Origin of the sequence: Hydrogenophaga sp. ANAO-22 (genome assembly GCF_042466645.1) — a bacterium.
Taxonomy (GTDB): domain Bacteria; phylum Pseudomonadota; class Gammaproteobacteria; order Burkholderiales; family Burkholderiaceae_C; genus Hydrogenophaga.
The window spans coordinates 2,476,953-2,496,778 of the sequence record NZ_CP159956.1; the positions used below are offsets into that span (position 1 = coordinate 2,476,953).

Here is a 19,826-nt window from a genome sequence, read left to right on the forward strand (position 1 = left end):
AAAACCGCCCGCGCTCAGTGCGGTACCCGGCAGACCAGCATCACGTTGGCGAAGGGCTTGCGCCCGCTCATGGGCTCGGTCTCGACCACGAAGCCCAGCTGCCGCAGCTCGGCCACCCAGTCCTGCAGGGTGCGGCAGTACAGGCGCGGCAGGCGGTGCCCGCGCGTGTAGGTGACGAGCCGGTCCACGCCGTTGCAGATGCGGTAGGTCAGGCCCGCGCCCGCGTCACCGATGCGGGTGAGGAACACGCCCCCGGGCGGCAGCGCCTGGCGGATGCGCGCGAGCACCTCGCGCTGCTGCTCGTGGCTGAAGTAGTGCAGCGCGTCGAGGATGAGGATGGCGTCGGGCCGGCCGAAGTCGACCGCGTTCATGTCGCCCTGCTCCACCCGCACCACCGGGTGCTGCGGGCCGAAGGCGCGCGCGGCGCGGTCCACGTCGCGCTGCATGAGCTCAATGCCGCGCAGCTTCCTGGGCTGCGGCGGCGTCGCCCAGCCCGCCGGCCAGTGGCCCTGCTCGTGCAGCCGGCGCGCGGCCAGCAGCCAGGCGAACAGGCTGCCCTGGCCGCAGCCGAGGTCGAGGTAGTGGCCGCCTTCGGGCAGCAGGCCGCGGCGCAGCATCTCGTGGAAGATGCTGTCGTAACCGAGCTTGCCACGCGCGTAGTGGTAGGCGAAGCGCCCGCTGGGGCGGAAGGTCTGGCTGGCTTCGTTGACCAGCAGCTGGACGGATTGACGGCTCATGGGGGCAGGGCTTGGTTCAGGGTGACAGGAGGAAGCTGGCGCTCGGCGAGGGTCTGCAGCAGGCGCGGCAGCACCACGAGAATGACGGGTTCACCGGCGGGGGTGCGGGCGCAGTGGCCGTCGTGCATCAGCACGATGTCGCCCGGGCCCAGGTGTTGCGAGAGGCGCTGGAACACGCGCTCGGGGTCGCCGGTGCGGGTGTCGTAGGCGCGGCGCGTCCAGGTGGCGAGCGTGAGGCCCAGGCCGTGCAGCACCGGGTCGAGGAAGGGGTTGCGCAGGCCGGCGGTGGCGCGGAAGAAGCGCGGCGCTTCGCCCGTGAGGTCGGCCAGCGTGGCCTGCGCGCGCACGATGTCGCGCCGCATGGCGCCCGGGCCGAACAGCGAAAACGCGTTGCTGTGCGCGTACCCGTGGTTCTCCACGCAGTGGCCGCGCCGCACGATGTCGCGGCACAGCGCGGGGTGCTGTTCGGCGATGCGGCCGATGCAGAAGAAACTGGCTTTCGCGTTCGCGGCGTCGAGCAGGTCGAGCACGCGCGGCGTCACCTCGGGGTCGGGCCCGTCGTCGATGGTCAGCGCGACCTCGCGCCGCCGCACCGAGGCCTCGGGCAGGCGGATCAGGTTGGGGCCGAGCAGGCGCGAACTCGGCCACAGGCCGGCACCGGCCAGCAGCGCGTGGTTGGCCACCAGCGCGCCCACCGCCCAGGGCCAGGCGGCCGGCACGGCCAACGTGCCCAGCACGGCCGCGCCGTGCACGGCGGCGCTCGCGCTCAGGAAGGGGGATGGGCTCCAGCGCTTCGTGGCCATGTCAGTGGAAGTGCCCGGCATCGAGGAAACGCGCCCACAGCGGCCGCCAGGCCGACCAGTCGTGCCCGCCCGGCACGGTGTGGCGCGAGGCGGCCGGGAAGCGCTCGGCCAGTTGCGCGATGCGCGCGGCGAACCGGTCTTCCGTGCCGTGGCCGACGAACACCGGCAGGCCGGCGGGCGGCTGCCGCAACCACTGCCACACGCGCAGCTCGGGATCCTGCAGGTCCTGCGCGCTGGGCTGCCAGCGATCGATGCCCCCGGCGCGCTCGATCACGTTCACGCTCGGGCGGCTGCCCGGGTAGGGCGCGAGCAGGCACAAGCCGTCGGCCACGCCGGGCCGCGCGGCCAGGTGCGCCATGGCGACCATGCCACCGAGCGAGATGCCGCCCAGCCACACGCGCGCGCCGCGCTCGCGCGCCGGCGTAAGCACCTGGTGCTGCAAGGCGTCGCAGGTGTCGACGGCGTCGAGCCCGAGCCCGCTGAGGTCCACCGCCAGCAGGTCCAGCGCCAGGCCCCGGCGTTCGATGGCGTCGGCGAAGCCGGCCTCGAAGAGCTCTTCGGGCCGCATGGCCACGCCGGGCAGCATCACGAGCAGCTGCGGCGCAGCGCCCGAGGTGCCGACCGTGCGCAAGGCCTTCACGGCGCGGGCCTTCTGACGGCGAAGGCCGCCGACAGCACCAGCGCCAGCACCGCGCCAGGCCCCACCGTCACGCCGATGGCGTGCAGCACCGGCACCGTCGACCAGGCCAGCACACCGAAACCGATGACGGTGGTGAAGCTGGCCACGCCGATGGACAGCAGGGTCTCGTCGTCCAGCGCCTCGCCGAGCGCGAGGCGGTCGAAGAACAGCGCGTAGTTGGAGCCCACGGCCACGGTGAGCAGCATGCCCACCAGGTGCAGCAGGTGCAGGCGCACGCCGAAGAAGTGCAGACCGGCGATCACGACCAGCACCGCCATCACCAGCGGCAGCATCACGCTGGCCAGCCGCAGCGCGCTGCGCTGCACGAAGGCCATGGCCACGACGATGGCGAGAAAGCCCGCCAGCGAGAGCACGATGGCCTCGTCGATGTACTCGCCGTAGAGTGTGTCGAACTCGCCCTTGAGGTCGATGAAGAGCGCACCGCTGCCGGCCAGCGCCTCGCGCACGGCCGCCACCGGGATGTCCGCGCCCGTGGCCTCGGCCGAGGGGCGCAGGGGCAGCAGCACGCTCCAGCCGCTGGGGCGCTGCATCAGCAGCGCGTCCACCGCCAGCCCCAGGCCAGTGCCCTCGAGGTCCTGGCGCGTGAGGTTGGGCGCGCCGCGCGCGGCGGCCACGTCGTCCAGGAAAGGCTGCAGGCGATCGGCCGAGAGCGGTGCGTCCACCAGCGCGCTGCGCAGGCGCTCGCGCAGTTCTTCGGGCGTGGGCAGGCTGGCGCGGCGCGCAGCCTGCGTGGCCTCGCTCGGCAGGAAACGCGCCGGGGTGTCGAAGCCGCCGATGAGGCCTTGCTCGACCAGCGGCCGCAGCTTGGCGCCCGCGCGTTCGGCGGCCTGCAGCGCGCTCTCGCGGTCGGGCGCGGTGATCACGGCCATGTAGCGCGCATCGGGCGCGCCCAGGTCGCCGCGCAGCCGCGCATCGAGTTCGCCTTCGGCCTGGCTCACGGTGGACAGCGCGGACAGGTCGGACTGCCAGAGGTCGTCGCGCTCCTGCACCAGGTACACCGCCGACACCAGCACCAGCGCCAGCAAGGGCCAGCGCAACATGGTGGCGCGCTCCACCAGCGGGCGCAGCAGGCGGCCCTTGCTCGCACCGTCATGCAGATGCACACCCGGGCCGGCCAGCTGCGGCAACAGATAGCGCGTGACCAGCGCGGCCGTGAGCACGCCGGTGATGGCGTACAGCCCGAGCTGTGCCAGGCCGGGGAAGCCCGAGAACAGCAGCGCGCCGAAACCGAGCACCGAGGTGAGCACGCCCAGGCGGATGGTGGGCCAGTACTGCTCGCGCCAGGACCCCACGCCCTGCCGCCCCGACTGCACGAAGTAGTAGATGGCGTAGTCCACCGCCTCGCCGATGAGCGCGGCACCAAAGCCCACGGTGATGCCGAACACGGTGCCGTGCACCAGGCCGACCGCGACGATGGCCGCGAGCGTGCCGCTGAGCACCGGCACCAGCGTGAGCAGCATGAGGCGCCCGCGGCGGTAGATGAAGCCCAGCATCACGGCCAGGATGACGGTGCTGATGAGCGAGAGGCGGCTGACCTCTTCCTGGATGGTGGCGCGCGCGCGCACCGCGAACAGGCCCGGGCCGGACATTTCCAGCGTCAACCCCTCCATGCCCGGCTGCTGCTGCACCTGCGCGAAGCGCTCACGGATCAGGTCGATGGCGGCGGCCTGGCCGTCGGTGTCGGAGCCGAGCGCGTGCGTCTGCACCACCAGCATGGCGCGTTCGCCGTCGCGCGAGGCCCACACGCCGTCCTGCTCGTTGGGTTGCACGCCGGCATTGAGGCCCGACACCAGTTCCACCAGCTCGCCGGTGGGTCGCGCGCCAGGTAGGGTTTGAAGAGCAGGCCGGCCGAGGAACTGAGCAGGTCCACGCTGTGGTTCACCGCGCTGCGCAGGCCCTCCACGCTGAAGCGCTCGGGCGTGACGGCGCCGCTGAGCACGTAGCGGTGGTCGAGCAGAAAATCGCGCGCGGCGTCCAGCGCCTCCGCCTCGCCGTTCTGCACCGTGTCCAGGCTGGGCTCGCCCTTGAGCGAGGCGCGCAGCGCGCGCGAGGCGTCGGCGCGCTGGTCGGCGCTGCCGCCGACGATGGCCAGCATCAGCAGGCGCGAGACCGCGCCCTCGCGCAGCTGGTCCACCATGACCGACTGCTCGGGCGTGGGCTTGGACGGCAGGAAGAAGGAGACGTCGGCCGAGAAACGCGTGTTCCACAACAGGCCCAGGCCGACGGCCATCGCCGCCAGCCAGATCAGCAGGGCACGCCACACGCTGCGGGTCATGGCGTCGGCTCGATCGTCATTTCGGTGCGGTCGCCGTCGGCCTGCAGGTAGTCGATGCCCAGCACCTGCTGGCGCACGCCTTTGACGGTGATGCTTTTGAGCAGGCTGGTGATGCGCTCGTCGTTGGGCACCAGCACCAGCACCCAGGCCTCCAGGCTGCCGCTGAGCGAGAGCTTGTAGTTGCGCTCCAGCGCGGCGCGGTCGCCCGCGAGCGTGCTGCGGATGCTGTCCACGAAGGCGGCCACCTCGGGGCGCGCGCTCAGGCGGATCGTCATGCGGCGGCGGTCGCGCTCCACGCTGAGCGTGTCCTTGTCGAGCACCATGGTCTCGACCTGGGGCGTGAGCGTGCGTTTCTCCAGCCGGTCGGGCGGCGTGTAGCGCATCTCGCCGGTGGCGATGACGGGTTTGTCGAGCAGCGCGAGGTGGCGTTTCTCGACGAACTTCGCCTGCCCGCCGGGGTTGCGGGCGAGCTCGGCCATCAGCTGGTCGAGGTCGAGGGCGGCGTGCGCCAGGGCGGTGAAGCCCAGCAGCACGAGGCCGGTGAGGAGTCGTCGGATCATGTGCGTGGCCAGAAGTCGAAAAAGTTGAACCAGTTGTAAGGCGCCCGGCGGCAGAGTTCGCTCAGGCGGTCGGCATAGGCCTGCATGGCCTGCGCGATGGCGGCGTCGCGTTCGCCGCGCTCGACGGTGGAAAAATCGGCCAGCTGCTCGAAGCGCAGTTCGTAGCGGTTGCCGCCCAGGTACAGGCCGGCCATGAAGAACACCGGCCGGCGCAGCATGGCGGCCATGCGCCAGGGCCCGACCGCGAAACGCGCCGGCTCCCCCAGAAAGAGGCATTCTGCCGTGCTGTCGTGGGCGAGGGAACGGTCGGCCAGCAGGCCGACCAGGTGGCCGTCGTCGAGCTTGTCGCGCGCCTTGAGCATGGTATCCGGGTGGCCGAGCGCCACCACGTCCTGCCGGGCGCCCGGTTTGATGGCGTTGAGGATGGCATTGATCTTCTGCGCGTTGTCCTCGTACATCATCATCGCCACGGGGGCATGGGCCCGCGCGTGGGCCATGGCGCGCAGCACCTCGAAGCTGCCGAGGTGGGCGCCGAGCAGCAGCGCGCCGCGCTGGCGCTGCAGCGCCTCGTGCAGCGCGTCGTCGCCCACGAAGCGGATGTCGAACAGGTCGAAGCGGTCGTTGAGCAGGTAGACGCGGTCGTGCACGGTGCTGGCGAAGCTGTGCACGTGCCGGTAACCGTCGCCCCAGGTGGGTGGCCGGCCGAGCGCACGGCGCAGGTAGTCGCGGCTGGCGCGCCGGGCCTTCGGCGAAAAAAGCACGAAGTACAGGGTGACGAAGCGCAGCACCAGGCGGCCGAAGGGGCGGCCCAGCGTGAGCGAGAGCCAGACCATGAAGCGCAGCGCGCCGAGGTGGCTGCGTTCGCGCTGGCGCATCCACTCGGGAGGGGTGCCGCCCTTCATGGCGCCGGGGGCACGAGGCTGCCCGCCGCCACTTCGCGGCCTTCGCAGCTCACGCTGAAGGCGATGGCGCCGCGCGGCGTGGTCTGCAGCGCGAAGCGCAGCACCTGGGACGGCCCGACCGGCACGAAGAACTTGGCCTGCGCGACCTGCCACCCGCCCTGCCACGGGCGTTGGCGCATCTGTCCCGCGAACACGATCGCCTGATCAAGCAGCGCCACGCCCGGCACGATGGGGCGCGCCGGGAAGTGCCCGGCGAAGGCCGGGTGGTCGGGCGGCACGGCCCAGTGGAACTCAGCCGCGTCCATGGCCAGGGCCCACTTTCTCGGCGTAGAGCGCCTGCAAGGCCTGGCGCGGCAGCTTGCCGGTGCTGTTGCGCGGCAGCGCCTCGACGAACACCAGCGGGCGCGGCAGGAAGATCGCGTCCAGCCGCTGGCGCAGGCCGGCCATGAGCGCGCGGGCGTCCAGCGTGGGCGCGACCACGAAGGCGGTCAGGCGCGTCACGCCGTCGTCGCCGAGCTCATCGGGCAGGAAGAAGGCCGCGTCCACCACGCCGGGCAGCGCGCCGATCTGGTGGTTCAGGTAGGCCAGCGAGGTGCGCTTGCCGGCGATGTTGATCAGGTCGGCATGGCGGCCGTGCAGCAGGAAACAGCCCTTGGTGCCAGGCTCGATGATGTCGGCCAGCGGCACGCGGCCTTCGACGTGGCCGCCGCTGGCGTAGGTGGTGTCGCCCTCGTGCTCCAGGTGCACGGCCTCCATGAGCCGCCAGGCCGCGCCGTCGAGCGTGCGGCGGCTGGCCAGCGCGGACGATTCGGTGGAGCCGTAGATCTCGTGCACCGGCGCGCCGCAGCGTTCTTCGGCGCGGCGCGCGAGATCGGGGCTGAGCGGCGCGGTGGCCGAGAGCACCAGGTCCATGGGCGGCAGCGGCAGCTCCGAGGCCAGCAGCGCGGAGAGGTGGAACGGCGTGGTCACCAGCATGCGCGGGCGCGGCACGGCGTCCAGCGCGGCCACGATGTCCTGCGGGTAGAAGGGTTTGCCAGCCGCGAACTGGCAACCGCCGTGCAGCGCGATCAGAAAGGTCGACTCGAAACCGTAGCTGTGCTGGATGGGCACGGTGCCCACGATGGATTGCGGCCGCTGCATCAGGCCGAGGGCCGTGGCCTCGGCGCGACCGTTGAGCACCAGCTTGCCCCAGGTCTTGCGGTGCGGCTGGGGCAGGCCGGTCGAGCCCGAGGTGAACAGGATGGCGACCACGCGCTCGGCGTCCAGCCGGGGCATGTCCTTGACCTCGGTCCGGGGCTGTACGGCAAGATCGGGAAACACCAGGCCGGGCAGGTCGGGCACCGCCCCGGGGCGGTCGCCCAGCCAGGACACGCCGGGGTAGTCGGCCGCCAGGCGCTGCAGCGTTTCGGGCGACTGCGACGAGGGCTGCAGGCTGACCTTGCCCGCCAGCAAGCCGGCGGCGAAACCGACCGCGAAGTGGTAGCGGTCTTCGCACACGTTGAGCAGCCAGCCGCCCTCGGGCAGGCGGGCGGCGAGTGCGTGCGCGTCGGCCAGGAACTCGCGCACGCGCACCGCGCCCTGCGCGCGCCAGGCGAACACATCGTCGAGCCCGTGGGCCCCGATCAGCGGCAGGGTCGTGTCGTTCATGGCGGCGGTGGCGCGGCGCCGCGGCGCGCCGACTCGCGCTGGTAGGCCCGCCGGATGTCGGCCAGGCCCGGGCGTTCGTGCGGCGGCAGCACCCGCAGGCGGACGAGGTGCTCACCCAGGAACATGAGGCCGATCAGTGGACCGGTCAGCACGTTGGCATGGATCGACCAGATGGCCGGCGGCGCCCAGATGAAGAGCCCGGTGGAGACCAGCGCATTGGCGAAGAAGAAGATCGTCCAGGCCAGCGTGGCGCCGCGCGTGTAGCGCAGCTTGCGCTCGGACAGCTCGGGTCCGAAGATGCGCCGCGCCATGCGGGTGATGAGGGCGTCGCCGGGGCCGAGCAGCGACTTGCCGAACAGCACGCCCAGCGCGATGTGGATGCCCAGGTGCTGGATGTAATACAGCAGGGCCACGTTGTGGCGCAGCCGCGGCCAGAGCCAGGCCAGCAAGGCGCCCAGGGCCAGCACGCCGGCCCCGCGCACGGCCCAATGGGGCAGGCGCCACAGCGCCATCAGCACGGCCACGGCGATGGGCAGCACGGCCACGGCGGCGTTGAAGTCGGCATTGCCCCAGCCGTTGCTGCCCACGTGCGCCGCGATCACCCAGGCCACCATCAGGAGCAGCGCGCCGAGGTCCCGCAGCAGCGTGGAAGCGGTCATCTCACTGGGTGCGCTGGCTGGCGATGTGGGCGGCCAGGGCGCGCGGCGAGGCGAAGATCTTCTCGTTGTCCTCGTTGTCCGAACGCATCTGGAAACCATAGCGTTTGGAAATGACGAGCGAGATCTCCAGCATGTCGATGGAGTCCAGGCCCATGCCGTCGCCATACAAGGGGCCGTCGGGATCCACCTCGGCGGGCGCGAGCTCCATGTTGAGGGCTTCGATGATCAGCGCGACCACCTCGGGCCAGAGGGCATCGACGGTGGCGGGGGAAACGGGTTGGGTCATGACGGTCACTCGGGAGGGGAGTCTTCAAAGAGGCGGCGCGCGGAACGCCAGCACGGCGTTGCTGCCACCGAAGGCAAAGGAATTGGACAGCGCCGCGCGCAGCGGCACCTGGCGGCGGCCTTGCAGCACGTGGTCCACGCCCTCGCAGGCGGGGTCGATGCGACCGGCCAGGTGGGCGGTGGGCGGAATGGCCTGCTCGCGCAGCGCCAGCACGGTGATCACGGCCTCGATCGCGCCGGCGGCACCGAGCAGGTGGCCGTGCATGGATTTGGTGGCGCTCACGGGCAACTCCGCGGCGCCATCGCCGAACACCTCGCACAGGGCCGCGACCTCCACCGGGTCGCCCTCGGGGGTGGCCGTGCCGTGGGCGTTGACGTAGCCGACCTCGGCCGGCGCCAGGCCGGCGTCGGCCAGCGCGGCGCGCAGGGCGCGCACCTGGCCCTGCCGGTGCGGGCGGACCAGGTGGCTGTGATCGCAACTGGTGCCATAGCCCACGATTTCACCATGGATGGTCGCGCCGCGGGCGACCGCGTGGTCCCAGGCCTCCAGCACCAGCGCCGCCCCGCCTTCGCCGAGCACGAGGCCGGCGCGGTCGGCCGCGAACGGGCGGCAGGCGGCGGGCGCGGTGTCGGCGTCGCCGGGCGCCATCACGCGCATGGCGTCCCAGGCGCGCAACACGCTGTAGGACTGGCAGACGTCGGAGCCGCCGGTGACCATCACCGTGGCCTCACCGCTGCGCACGCGCCGGAAGGCCTCGCCGATGGCGATGCTGGAGGACGCGCAGGCCGCCGTGTGGCTGGTGCTCACGCCGCCCAGGCCGAGCTGGATGGAAATGTGGGCGTTGACCGCGTTGTTCATGCCCTGCACCACCGACAGCGGCGAGACGCGCTCGCGCCCCCGGATCCACAGATCGCGGCCACCGCGCTCGTGCGCCTCCAGGCCGCCCAGGGCGGTGCCCCAGATGCAGCCCCAGGCCTCGCGCTCGGCGCCCTCGGTGTCCGTGGCCTGGCGCGGCAGGCCGGCCTGCGCCCAGGCCTGGAAGGCCGCGGCCACGCCGAGCTGGGCGAAACGCTCCATCATCAGCGCCAGCGGCTTGCCCAGCGCGGCCTCGGGGTCGAAGCCGGCACAGCCCACGAACGGGTGGGACAGCGGGCGCGGCAGGTCCTGCGTCACCCGCAGGTGGCGCACGGCGGATTCCCCGGCCAGCAGGCGTTCGAAGAAATCCCGGGCATCACCGCCGTAGGGGCTGATCACCCCGATGCCGGTGATCGCGACGCGGTGGGGGCGCATGTTCAACCGGCCTTGAGCGCGGCCAGCGAATCGATCACGGCCTGCATCTCGGCCACCGTCTTGGGCGGCTGCACGTCGGAGGGAATGTCGATGCCCAGCCGGTCCTCGGCCTCGAACATCAGTTCGGCCAGCATCAGCGAGTCCACCCCGAGCTCGGCCAGCAAGGCCTCGGGCAGCACCTGATCGGGCTGGACACCCAGGCGGTCGACAAGGAAGGTGCGGATCAGTTCAGTGGAGCTCATGAAAATTGCCCAAGGATGAGACTGGCACGGTGGGGCCTGCACGCAAGCCGATGCGCAAAAACGAACATGGGGGAACTCCTCCGAAGCAAAGACCGTCTTGGGGTTCTGGTACGGCCTTGGGCGGGCGCGCCGCCCTTGCTTCACAGGGCATGGGATTATACAAAGGGGCTACAGGAAGGCCGGCTGTCACACGCGTGTCGTACATTAGGCCCGCCCCCCTGCGCCGGCCCCACCCACACCCATGCCCACCCCCACCGAACGCGCCTGGTACCGCCAGCTCCTGTCCCGGTTCGTCACGCTGTGGTACCTCAAGGCCTTCGGCACCATGGCGTTCATGGTGTTGTTCTTCCAGGCCTACTTCTGGGTGCTGCACCACCCGATGGCCGAACCGCTCATGATGCCCACGCTCGTGGTGGACGACTGGGTGCCGTTCCTGCCCGGCGCCTTCTACGCCTACGTGTCGCTGTGGGTCTACGTGTCGCTGGCACCGGCCCTGCTGCCCAACCTGCGCGAGCTGCTGCGCTACGGCCTGTGGGTGGGCGCGCTGTGCGTGTTCTGCCTGGCGCTGTTCTGGCTGGTCCCGACCCAGACACCGTTGACCGACATCGACTGGTCCCAGCATCCCCGGCTGGCCTTCCTGAAAGGCATCGACGCCTCGGGCAACGCCTGTCCCTCGCTGCACGTGGGTTCGGCGGTGTTCTCGGCCTTCTGGTTCCAGCGCATCTTCCGGGAGACCGGCGCGCCGGCCGCGCTGCGCTGGCTCAGCGTGTTGCATTGCGGGGTGATCGTCTGGTCCACGATGGCGATCCGCCAGCACGTGTTCCTGGACGTGCTGGCCGGCGCCGCCGTGGGCGCGGTCTTTGCCTGGCTGTCGCTGCGCCGCTGGCTCAGCCCGACGAGAGCCTGAACACCGCCACGGCCTGCACCATCTGCTCGGCGCGGGTCTTGAGGCTGGAGGCCGCGGCCGCGCTCTCTTCCACCAGCGCCGCGTTCTGCTGCGTGGCCTGGTCCATCTGCGTGACGGCCTCGCCGACCTGAGCCACGCCCGAGCTCTGCTCCTGGCTGGCCGCGCTGATCTCGCCCATGATGTCGTTGACGCGGCGGATCGAGTTCACCACCTCGGTCATGGTCACGCCGGCACGGTCGACCAGCGAGCTGCCCTGCTCCACGCGTTCCACGCTGGCGGTGATCAGGCCGCGGATTTCCTTGGCGGCTTCCGAACTGCGCTGCGCGAGGTTTCGCACTTCACCGGCGACCACCGCGAAGCCGCGGCCCTGTTCACCGGCGCGCGCCGCTTCCACCGCCGCGTTCAGCGCCAGGATGTTGGTCTGGAACGCGATCCCGTCGATCACGCCGATGATGTCGGCGATCTTGCGGCTGCTGTCGTTGATGTCGCGCATGGTGTCCACCACCTGGGCGACCACCTCGCCCCCTTGCGTGGCCACGGTGGAGGCGCTCATCGCGAGCTGGTTGGCCTGCTGCGCGTTGTCGGCGTTCTGGCGCACGGTGGAACTGAGCTGCTCCATGGACGCGGCGGTCTCTTCCAGCGCGCTGGCCTGCTGCTCGGTGCGAGCCGACAGGTCGTTGTTGCCCTGGGCAATCTCGGCGCTGGCCATGGCCACGCCCTCGGCGTTGCCGCGCACGTTGGAGACCACGCGGCCCAGGCTGTCCTGCATGCCCTTGAGCGCCTGCAGCAACTGGGCGGCTTCGTCGCGGCCTTCGGTGCGGATGGCCTGCGTGAGGTCACCGTCGGCGATACGGCGCGCGCCCTCGGCGGCCTGGCGCAGCGGCACGGTGATCGAACGGCTGAGCACGAAGGCGGCCGCCGCGCCCAGCAGCGTCGCGAGCACGCCGCCGATGATCAGGATGGTGCGGCCGCTGGCGGCCTTCGCTTCGGCCTCTTTCAGGGCGGCGTCGTAGATGCCCTGCTGGCGCTGCTCCAGCTTCAGAATGGTGTTGATGTAGTTCTCGGCCAGCGGCTTGAGGTCGCGGTCGAGCGCGGCGCTCATGTCCTCACCGGCCATGCGCGCCTTGAGCACGGCCCCGCGCGGCGTGCGGTAGGCCTCGCGCGCGGCGTCGATGTCGGCGATGAGCGCCTTGCCCGTGTCGGAGTGGACCAGCTCGATCATGCGCTTGCGCGAAGCGGTCGTGATCTCGGAGGTCTTGTCCATGTCGGCCTGCCACATCGGGATGCGGCTGGTGTCGGAATCCAGGATCGCGGCGCGGGTGCGCACCCAGTTCACGTCGATGGTCTGGCGCCAGCGCACCGCCAGCTGCAGTTTTTCGTTGTCTTCCCCGGCCAGCGTGCGCGTGGTCTGCACCAGCTCCTGCAGGCGCCAGACGCCGATGCCGGCCATCAGGGCCGTGATCAGCAGAACCAGTCCGAAGGCGATGGCCAGGCGGCTGCCGACCTTGATGTCGTTGAGTTTCATGCGGGAGAGCTTTCTGGAGGAGTAAGGGGATCGGCGTCCCGGGCCAGCCCGCTTTTGGCGGTCATGGCCCAGCGCCACCACCCCCAGGGCATCGGCGGATTGGCCACGATCTTGAGCCACCCGCCTGGCGGCGATGCGCCGAAGAGGGCCCGCTCTTGCCCGCTTTTCAGCGCCCGCCCACAATGCCTTCCCATGCCCAACGACACCCGACCCATGGCCGTGATGGCCACCGACGCCCCGGCGCGCACCAAGCCCTCGAACTATCCCGAACCCTTTGCAGCCCGCGTGGCCGGGCGCGTCAAGCGTCCCCTGGGCGACTTGTTTGCCTTGACCCACTTCGGGGTCAACCACACGACCCTGCCGCCGAAGTCGGTGTCGGCGCTGCGCCACGCCCACAGCCGGCAGGACGAGTTCGTCTACATCCTGGCCGGGCACCCGACGCTGTACACCGACGAGGGCGCCACGCCCTTGTCGCCCGGCATGTGCGCGGGTTTTCCGGCCGGCAGCGGCAATGGCCACCGGCTGGCCAACGAAACCGACCAGGAGGTGCAATACCTGGAGGTGGGTGACCGCAGCGAGGGCGACGAGGTCAGCTACCCGGAGGACGACCTGCAGGCCGTGCAGGTCGACGGCCGCTGGGCCTTCACGCACAAGGACGGGCGGCCGTACTAGGCGCCCGCCGGACCACTAAGGTGTTGCCGAGCGGGGTGCCTGTGGCAACAGGCTGGGCCGGCCTCGCTGCAAGTACCGGCCCTTGCCTTGACGGGGGTGGAAGTTCCGGCCATCCCACACCACCTCGCCCCCCGCCAGCGTGGTGCCTGGCCAGGCGCGCAAACCCATGCCTTCGTAGGGTGTGTAGTCCACGGCATGGTGCAGTTCCGTGTTGCGCACCGTGCGTTCGCCTTCGTCCCAGATCACCAGGTCGGCGTCGCTGCCAATGGCGATCGTGCCCTTGCGAGGATGCAAGCCATAGGCCTTGGCGGGATTGGTGGCCGTGAGTTCGACGAAGCGCTGCAGCGTGATGCGCCCGCCCAGCACCCCTTCGGAGTACAGCAGCGGCAGGCGGGTCTCGATGCCGGGAATCCCGTTGGGAATGTGCTGGAACGGGACTTCCTCTCCTCCCGGCTTCTTGCCCTCGGTACCGTCGTAACGGAACGGTGCATGGTCGGACGAAAACACCGTGAACAGGCCGTCGGCCAGGCCGTCCCAGATCACCTGCTGGTTCTGCTTGTCGCGCGGCGGCGGACTGCACACGCAGCGCGCACCCTTGTAGCTGTCGTCGATGCCCAGGTCTTCGGCGGTGAGGAACAGGTACTGCGGACAGGTCTCCGCGAACACCTTCAGGCCTTGCGAACGGGCCCAGCGGATCTGTTCCACGGCCTCGCGCCCCGACACGTGAACGACCAGGATCGGCACATCGATCAGCTCGGCCAACGCGATGGCGCGGTGCGTGGCTTCGCGCTCCACCAGCATCGGCCGCGCGTGCGCATGGAAGCGGGGTGCGGTGCGACCCGCGGCCTCAAGGCGACGGGTCAGCCAGGCGATGCAATCGGCGTTTTCCGCATGAATCATGGCCATTGCATCGTGTCGCCGCGCGACTTCGAGCACATCCAGGATCTGGCCGTCGTTGAGCTTGAGGTCGTCATACGTCATGTAGATCTTGAACGACGTGTATCCCTCCCGGATCAGCGCGGGCAGTTCCCGCGCCAGCACGTCGGGCGTGGGATCGCTCACGATCAGATGGAAAGCGTGATCGAGATGCGACTTTCCCTGTGCGCGCAAGTGGTAGTCGTCCACCGCGGCACGCAAGGACTGGCCTTTCACCTGGGCCGCAAAAGGAATGACGGTGGTCGTGCCTCCACAGGCCGCGGCGCGCGTGCCGGTATCGAAATCGTCGGCCATGCGCACGGGCGGGGCCATGGGCTGATCGAGATGGCAGTGGGCATCGACCCCACCCGGCGTGACCACCCGCCCCAGCGCATCGATCTCGCGGGCGCCGCCAGCAAGCTGCCGGCCAAGTTGCTGGATCACCCCATCGCGAATGCCAATGTCGCTCTCGAAGCAATCCGATGCGGTCGCCACACGGGCGTTGCGGATCACGAGATCGAAGGCGGCGTTCATGGCTGCCGCCCGATCAGCGTGGCCAGCCCACCCTCCAGACCCTGGTGTGCCTTGGGCGGTGGGGGTGACAGCGCACCGTTGCGACGGGGCGTGTAAGCGCCGCGCCCCAGGGCCTCGGCCATGCGGATCGCGCTGCCCACCCCATCGATCAGCGGCACAGGCACGTCGTCGGCGATCTCGCGCGCCAGCCCGGCCAGCGGCGCGCCCGCCAGGATGATGCTGTCCGCTCCGTCCTGCTCCACGCAAGCCAGACACATCTCGCGCAACACGTCGCGCGCCTCCTGTTGAACCGTGCCCACGCTGGCAAAACCCTGCTGGAGACCGCGGTAACCGATCATGCGTGAGGACAAACCCAATTGATCCACGGTCTGCACGTACCAGGCGCCGATGCGCTGCGAGATGCCCACGATGGCGAAGCGCCCCCGAGCAGGAAGGCGGCGGCCACGGCGGATTCGGTCAGGCCAACCACCGGGATGTCCAGCAGCTCCTTGGCAGCGGCCACACCCGGGTCGCCGAAAGCGGCGATCACGGCCACGTCGTGCTCGGCCTGTTGCTGCGCCAGAAGCTGCAAAGATGCATAGGCACCCACGGCGGCCTCGCCAGGGGTTTCGATATAGGCCACACCGAAAGGCGCGGTGGCCATGGTGATCCTCGTATCTGGCAAGGCCGCGCGATGCGCCTCATTGCGAATCAGCTCGGTCACGCTGAGGGAGATGTTGGGATTGATGACGAGAATTTTCAAGCGGTTCTCCGAGGCTCGACTTGTGCGCGAGCCCGCTGCCAAAGTGCAGCCGCCGCCTGCTGGGCGTCGGCCAAGATGCTGTCCTGGTCAACGCGCAGGGCGCGACCGCCTTCAACGACGACCTCACCGTGCACGATCACCATGGCCACGTCGCGGCCCTGACCCGTGTGCACCAGGTTGCCCAGGGGGTTGATGCAGGGCACCAAGTGCGGACGGCGCATGTCTACGCACACCATGTCGGCCAGCTTGCCAACCTCCAGTGAGCCCAGATGCTCGCCCAGACCCATGGCCTGCGCGCCGTTGTAGGTCGCCATGCGCAACATGTCCGCCGGCTGCCAGCCGTCGTCGATGCCCCCTGCCTGGATACGGCCGAGGTTCAGCGCCCAGCGCATGACCTCGATCATGTCCGCGTGCATGTTGTCCGTCGCCAGCGCCAGGCGGATACCGGCGTCCTGCATGCTCCGCGTGGGCGCGATGCGACCGCCCGTCGCATTGCCCTTGGGCACGTGCGCGAGGTTCATGCCCGCCGCGCCAGCTCGCCGCATGTCGGCCTCACTCATGTACATGCCGTGCGCGGCGATCAGCGCGGGACCGAGCAAACCGGTCTCATCCAGCAGCTCACAGGGCGAGCATCCGTCGCGCTCCTGCACGCGCTGGTTCTCCATGCGGCTTTGCGAGAGATGCGTGGTCACCACGCCCCCATGGCGCTCGCGGTGGTCTGCCACCCGCTGCAGCAGCGCCCGCGAGCAGGTGTCCGGCGCGTGCGGGGTGAGGTGCACGCCCGTGCGGCTGTCGGGGCCGCCGTGCCATCGTTCGTGCAGCGCCATCGCCTCCGCGAGAGTGCGCTCCCCGATCGCGTCATCGTGGCGCCATTCGCCCAGGTGCACCCGCGAGAAATCCACATCATGGATGCGCCCACAGGCATAGGCTCGCAGCCCCACGTCGGCCATGGCCGGCAAGGTGAGGTCCGCGTGCACATAGCTGTCGTTGATGACCGTGGAGCCGAACATCAGCGCCTCCAGCGCGCCCAGCCGGGCCAGCGCCACAGCCTCGTCGGGGGTCACTTCATGGCCGTGTGGCACGCCCGGGGTATAGGCGGGCGCGAAGCCCATGTCCTCGGCCACGCCGCGCACCATGGTCAGGATGGTGTGGGTGTGCACGTTGATGAAACCGGGCAGCACCATGTGCCCCTTCAGATCGAGGGTGCGTCGCGCGCTCGCGCGGGGCGCGGCGTCGGCGCGCGCCACGAAGGCGATCCGCGCTCCGGCGATGCCGATCACCGCGTTGTCGATCACCTCCAGCTGCGGGCGCGTGTGCACCACCGTGGCGCCGGTGATCAGCAGGTCCAGCGAGCCCGTATCCACCCCGGGCGAAAGCGCTTGTGTCATGGCGGCCACCGCTCAGAAACCCAGGGCTCGCGGCAGCGCCGTGACGATGGACGGGAAGGCCACGCACAGCAACAGTATCGCGAACTGGAAGATCACGAAGGGCATGGACTCGCGGATGATCGCCCCCATGGGCACCCGCGTGATGCCACTCATCACGAAGAACAGCACCCCCACCGGCGGCGTCATCATGCCGATCACGAGGTTGAACATGAACAGGAAGCCGAACCACAACGGATCCAGGCCGAACGCGTCCGCGATCGGCACGAACAGGGGCACCAGCATGATGTAAGCCGCGTTCGACTCCAGGAACATGCCCACCACCACCAGCAGCAGCATGGTGAGCAGCACGAACACCATGGGGTCCGAGGTCATGCCCTTGACGAAGTCGGCCATCTGCTGCGGCACCATGTCGATCGTGAGCAGGAAGGTCACGGTGGCGGCCAGTGCAATCAGGGCACCCACCATCGACGCCGTGACCGCCGCACGGAACAGGCAGCCGGGCAGGTCCGCCAAGCGCAGCTTGCGCGTGACCAGCAGGCCCACAGCCCCGGAATACACCACAGCGATGGCAGCACCCTCGGTGGCCGTGAACACGCCACCGATGATGCCGCCCACGACGATGATCGGCATGAACAGGATGATGTGCGCCTTGCGGAACTGCACCCAGGCATTGCGCGCGTTGAAGGCCTCGCCCGTCGGCGGGTACTTGCGTTTCCAGGAAACGAAGCTGGCGATGCCGATGAAACCCAGCGCCAGCAGCACGCCCGGCACGATGCCAGCCATGAAGAGGCCACCGACCGAGACCGATGAGCCCGCCATCAGGGCGTAGACGATCATGGCGTTGGACGGCGGAATCACCGGCCCCAGGTTGGCCGCCGATGCGATCACCGCGCAGTTGAAGCTGTCGGGGTAGTGCTTGCGCAGCGAAGGCACGAGGGCGCTGCCCAGGGCACTGGCCGAGGCCACCGCCGCACCGCTGACCGAGGCCAGGATGGTGCCGGCGATGATGGTCACGTGCGCCAGCCCGCCGTGCACCCGACCGACCAGGCTGTTGGCGAAAGTCACCAGCCGCTCCATCATGCCGGCCTTGACCATCAGCTCACCGGCCAGCATGAACAGGGGGATCGCCATCAGGGGAAAGTTGTCCACCGCGTGCAGCATGCGCTGGGACAGCATCACGAGCTCGAAATCGGCGGCGTACAGCGCGGCCAGTGAGGCGAAGCCGAGCGCGAACGCCAGCGGCATGCCCGCGAACGCGAGCAGGCAGAAGACACAGATCACAAGGAGCGTCATGACAATCTTCCTTCCCAGATGCGCGAACCCAGCCACGCGTGCAACACGAGGTGGACGAACGAGTGGGCCGCGCAGACGAGCACGGCGACGTAGTAGATGCCGGCGGAGATCGGCAAAGTCGGCATGAGTTCCTGCCACTTGTCCAGGGTGGCGATCCAGGCCGCGTAGAAGATCGCCGCCATCAGCACCGCGCTGGCCACGCTCACGAGGCGAAACAGCCGGTCCTTGTTCCGTGGAGACAGGTTCATGACCAGCAAGTCGATGCCCACGTGCACCGCGTACTTGATGCCATGGGGGATCGCCAGGAAGATGACCCACACGAAGAACAGGCGAGAGACCTCGTCGGCGGAGTCGATGGACGAACTCAGCACGTAGCGCCAGAACACCTGCAAAGTCACCATGAGCGTCATCGCGGCCATCGCCACGACGATCACAACCATCGACGCCTTGTCAAAAGCTTCGACCCAGCGCCGCAGAGCCGGCCAGATCGAAGGCAGCCGATCGTCGGAAGGCGGTGCCGCCTCCGAGGGGTTCAGCCCCTGCGTCACTTCGCGGCCTCACTCACAACCGCATCGATCAGCTTCGGATCAATGCGCTTCTTGAGCGACTCCACCACGCTGGCGGTGCTGCGGCGGAAATCGGCACGACCTTGCGGCGTGATCGGGGTGAAGGTCATGCCGGCCTTCACCAGTTGCTGACGCCAGCCCTCGTCCTGCTTGGCCGCCTCGGCGCGCTGCCAGACCATGGCCTCCTTCATGCCAGCCATCACCGCATCCTGGTGCGGCTTCTTCAGGCGCTCGAACAGGCGCTTGTTGGCGGCCGCGTTGATGAAATCGTAGAAGTGACCGGTGTCAGACAAGTGCTTTTGAACTTCGTTGAAGCGGCGGCTGGCGATGATGTTGTAGGGATTCTCATGGCCGTCGAGCACGCCCTGCTGCATGGCCGAGTAGACCTCCTTCACGTCCATGGCCACCGGGTTGGCGCCGAGTGCCCGGAAGGTATCCAGGTGCACCTCGTTGGGCTGAAGCCGGATCTTCAGTCCCTTGAAGTCGGCGGACGACGTGATGGGCCGCACGTTGTTCGTCACATGGCGAAAGCCCAGCTCGCCATAGCCCAGGCTGACAAAGCCCTTCTGAGCCATGCGTTCGTCAAACAGCTTGCCCACCGGCCCGTCCATGACCCGGAAAGCCGCTTCGCGCGAGCTGAAGAGGAAGGGCAGGCTGACCGCCTCGTACTCCGGCACGATGCGGGTGAAATAGGCAATGGAGGTCACGATCGCGAAGACCGTGCCCGAACGCACTTGGTCGACGTTTTCAGACGCACCACCGAGCTGCATGTTCGGGAACAGATCGATCTGCAGCTCCCCCTGCGTGCGCGCCTCGACCTCCTTCTTGAAGATCTCCATCACCTTGGTGGCCGTGTGGTCCGCAGGGAAGTTGCCCGCCACGCGGAGCCGCTGCTGGGCCATCGAGGGAGCGTGAACGCCCGCAAAGGCCAGCGCGGCAATGGCCGAGAGTAGAAGGGATCGGCGAAACTTCATGGCAACTCCTAAGATGGGCAAACGGATGGAATTCACGGACGCGAACGCAGTGGTAATGCAAAGAACGCTGAAGTGAATTATCTTTTTTCAGAAAAAGCTGTCAACAATTCATTTATGCACCTTTATAGTGCGTTCTTGCATGAAATTCGCACTCATATAATGCAAAGCGAGTTTCTTGAAGTCAAATCTGCATGCAAATGGGGAGCGCG

General features: G+C 69.2%; 21 protein-coding genes and 1 pseudogene. 2 read left to right on the top strand and 20 right to left on the bottom strand.

What is annotated here, in order from left to right; all coding sequences use genetic code 11:
* Positions 1-14 precede the first annotated feature (14 nt).
* Genes ABSY19_RS11835 through ABSY19_RS11895 form a run of 13 tightly spaced genes read right to left on the bottom strand, consistent with a single transcriptional unit; the run spans position 15 to position 10,101 of the window.
* Positions 15-737: a methyltransferase domain-containing protein gene (locus ABSY19_RS11835; RefSeq protein WP_382162926.1), complete on the bottom strand. Its 723-nt coding sequence runs from the start codon at positions 735-737 to the stop codon at positions 15-17.
* A complete protein-coding gene (locus ABSY19_RS11840) occupies positions 734-1,540 on the bottom strand; it encodes a polysaccharide deacetylase family protein (RefSeq protein ID WP_382162928.1) in 807 nt (268 codons plus the stop codon). Before ABSY19_RS11840 ends, ABSY19_RS11835 begins: the two co-directional genes overlap by 4 nt.
* 1 nt (position 1,541) lies before the next feature.
* On the bottom strand, positions 1,542-2,180 hold the full coding sequence (locus tag ABSY19_RS11845; RefSeq protein ID WP_382162930.1) for an alpha/beta hydrolase: 639 nt from the start codon (positions 2,178-2,180) through the stop codon (positions 1,542-1,544).
* Positions 2,177-3,955 (bottom strand): MMPL family transporter, encoded by a 1,779-nt coding sequence (locus ABSY19_RS11850; RefSeq protein WP_382163778.1) that lies wholly within the window; start codon positions 3,953-3,955, stop codon positions 2,177-2,179. The genes ABSY19_RS11845 and ABSY19_RS11850 overlap by 4 nt, the downstream gene beginning before the upstream one ends.
* Complete coding sequence (locus ABSY19_RS11855) at positions 3,889-4,515, bottom strand: hypothetical protein (RefSeq protein ID WP_382162932.1); 627 nt, start codon at positions 4,513-4,515, stop codon at positions 3,889-3,891. Before ABSY19_RS11855 ends, ABSY19_RS11850 begins: the two co-directional genes overlap by 67 nt.
* Positions 4,512-5,075, bottom strand: a complete 564-nt coding sequence (locus ABSY19_RS11860; RefSeq protein WP_382162933.1) for a LolA-related protein — start codon at positions 5,073-5,075, stop codon at positions 4,512-4,514. Before ABSY19_RS11860 ends, ABSY19_RS11855 begins: the two co-directional genes overlap by 4 nt.
* Positions 5,072-5,977: an acyl-CoA synthetase gene (locus ABSY19_RS11865; protein ID WP_382162935.1), complete on the bottom strand. Its 906-nt coding sequence runs from the start codon at positions 5,975-5,977 to the stop codon at positions 5,072-5,074. The genes ABSY19_RS11860 and ABSY19_RS11865 overlap by 4 nt, the downstream gene beginning before the upstream one ends.
* Positions 5,974-6,282, bottom strand: a complete 309-nt coding sequence (locus ABSY19_RS11870) for a hypothetical protein (RefSeq protein WP_382162937.1) — start codon at positions 6,280-6,282, stop codon at positions 5,974-5,976. Before ABSY19_RS11870 ends, ABSY19_RS11865 begins: the two co-directional genes overlap by 4 nt.
* The gene (locus tag ABSY19_RS11875) at positions 6,269-7,624 is read right to left on the bottom strand and encodes an AMP-binding protein (protein ID WP_382162939.1); all 1,356 of its coding nucleotides are present in this window, start codon (positions 7,622-7,624) and stop codon (positions 6,269-6,271) included. The genes ABSY19_RS11870 and ABSY19_RS11875 overlap by 14 nt, the downstream gene beginning before the upstream one ends.
* Entirely contained in the window at positions 7,621-8,283 is a 663-nt protein-coding gene (locus tag ABSY19_RS11880) for a hypothetical protein (RefSeq protein ID WP_382162941.1), read from the bottom strand. The genes ABSY19_RS11875 and ABSY19_RS11880 overlap by 4 nt, the downstream gene beginning before the upstream one ends.
* Before the next feature lies 1 nt (position 8,284).
* Positions 8,285-8,569: a phosphopantetheine-binding protein gene (locus ABSY19_RS11885; protein WP_382162943.1), complete on the bottom strand. Its 285-nt coding sequence runs from the start codon at positions 8,567-8,569 to the stop codon at positions 8,285-8,287.
* 24 nt (positions 8,570-8,593) lie between these two features.
* The gene (locus tag ABSY19_RS11890) at positions 8,594-9,859 is read right to left on the bottom strand and encodes a beta-ketoacyl-[acyl-carrier-protein] synthase family protein (protein ID WP_382162945.1); all 1,266 of its coding nucleotides are present in this window, start codon (positions 9,857-9,859) and stop codon (positions 8,594-8,596) included.
* 2 nt (positions 9,860-9,861) lie between these two features.
* A complete protein-coding gene (locus ABSY19_RS11895; RefSeq protein ID WP_382162947.1) occupies positions 9,862-10,101 on the bottom strand; it encodes an acyl carrier protein in 240 nt (79 codons plus the stop codon).
* 241 nt (positions 10,102-10,342) lie between these two features.
* On the opposite strand from ABSY19_RS11895, the gene ABSY19_RS11900 reads away from it, so the two are divergent.
* Positions 10,343-11,008, top strand: a complete 666-nt coding sequence (locus tag ABSY19_RS11900) for a phosphatase PAP2 family protein (protein ID WP_382162949.1) — start codon at positions 10,343-10,345, stop codon at positions 11,006-11,008.
* Here the strand turns inward: ABSY19_RS11900 and ABSY19_RS11905 are convergent.
* Entirely contained in the window at positions 10,989-12,533 is a 1,545-nt protein-coding gene (locus ABSY19_RS11905; RefSeq protein ID WP_382162951.1) for a methyl-accepting chemotaxis protein, read from the bottom strand. The two genes, ABSY19_RS11900 and ABSY19_RS11905, sit on opposite strands and share 20 nt — an antisense overlap.
* Before the next feature lie 192 nt (positions 12,534-12,725).
* Here ABSY19_RS11905 and ABSY19_RS11910 point away from each other — a divergent pair, with 192 nt between their 5' ends.
* On the top strand, positions 12,726-13,205 hold the full coding sequence (locus tag ABSY19_RS11910; RefSeq protein WP_382162954.1) for a cupin domain-containing protein: 480 nt from the start codon (positions 12,726-12,728) through the stop codon (positions 13,203-13,205).
* Between the two features lie 15 nt (positions 13,206-13,220).
* On the opposite strand, the gene hydA is transcribed toward ABSY19_RS11910, so the two are convergent.
* The 6 genes and pseudogenes from hydA to ABSY19_RS11940 all read right to left on the bottom strand — a co-directional run bounded on the left by hydA (position 13,221) and on the right by ABSY19_RS11940 (position 19,653).
* On the bottom strand, positions 13,221-14,654 hold the full coding sequence (gene hydA, locus ABSY19_RS11915; protein WP_382162956.1) for a dihydropyrimidinase: 1,434 nt from the start codon (positions 14,652-14,654) through the stop codon (positions 13,221-13,223).
* Positions 14,651-15,396, bottom strand: a pseudogene (locus ABSY19_RS11920) (aspartate/glutamate racemase family protein). The gene hydA and the pseudogene ABSY19_RS11920 overlap by 4 nt, the downstream one beginning before the upstream one ends.
* The gene (locus ABSY19_RS11925) at positions 15,393-16,784 is read right to left on the bottom strand and encodes an amidohydrolase family protein (protein ID WP_382162958.1); all 1,392 of its coding nucleotides are present in this window, start codon (positions 16,782-16,784) and stop codon (positions 15,393-15,395) included. Before ABSY19_RS11925 ends, ABSY19_RS11920 begins: the two are co-directional and overlap by 4 nt.
* A gap of 12 nt (positions 16,785-16,796) precedes the next feature.
* Positions 16,797-18,077 (bottom strand): TRAP transporter large permease, encoded by a 1,281-nt coding sequence (locus ABSY19_RS11930; RefSeq protein ID WP_382162959.1) that lies wholly within the window; start codon positions 18,075-18,077, stop codon positions 16,797-16,799.
* Complete coding sequence (locus ABSY19_RS11935; protein ID WP_382162961.1) at positions 18,074-18,517, bottom strand: TRAP transporter small permease; 444 nt, start codon at positions 18,515-18,517, stop codon at positions 18,074-18,076. Before ABSY19_RS11935 ends, ABSY19_RS11930 begins: the two co-directional genes overlap by 4 nt.
* A gap of 104 nt (positions 18,518-18,621) precedes the next feature.
* Positions 18,622-19,653, bottom strand: a complete 1,032-nt coding sequence (locus ABSY19_RS11940) for a TRAP transporter substrate-binding protein (RefSeq protein ID WP_382162963.1) — start codon at positions 19,651-19,653, stop codon at positions 18,622-18,624.
* Between the last annotated feature and the right edge of the window lie 173 nt (positions 19,654-19,826).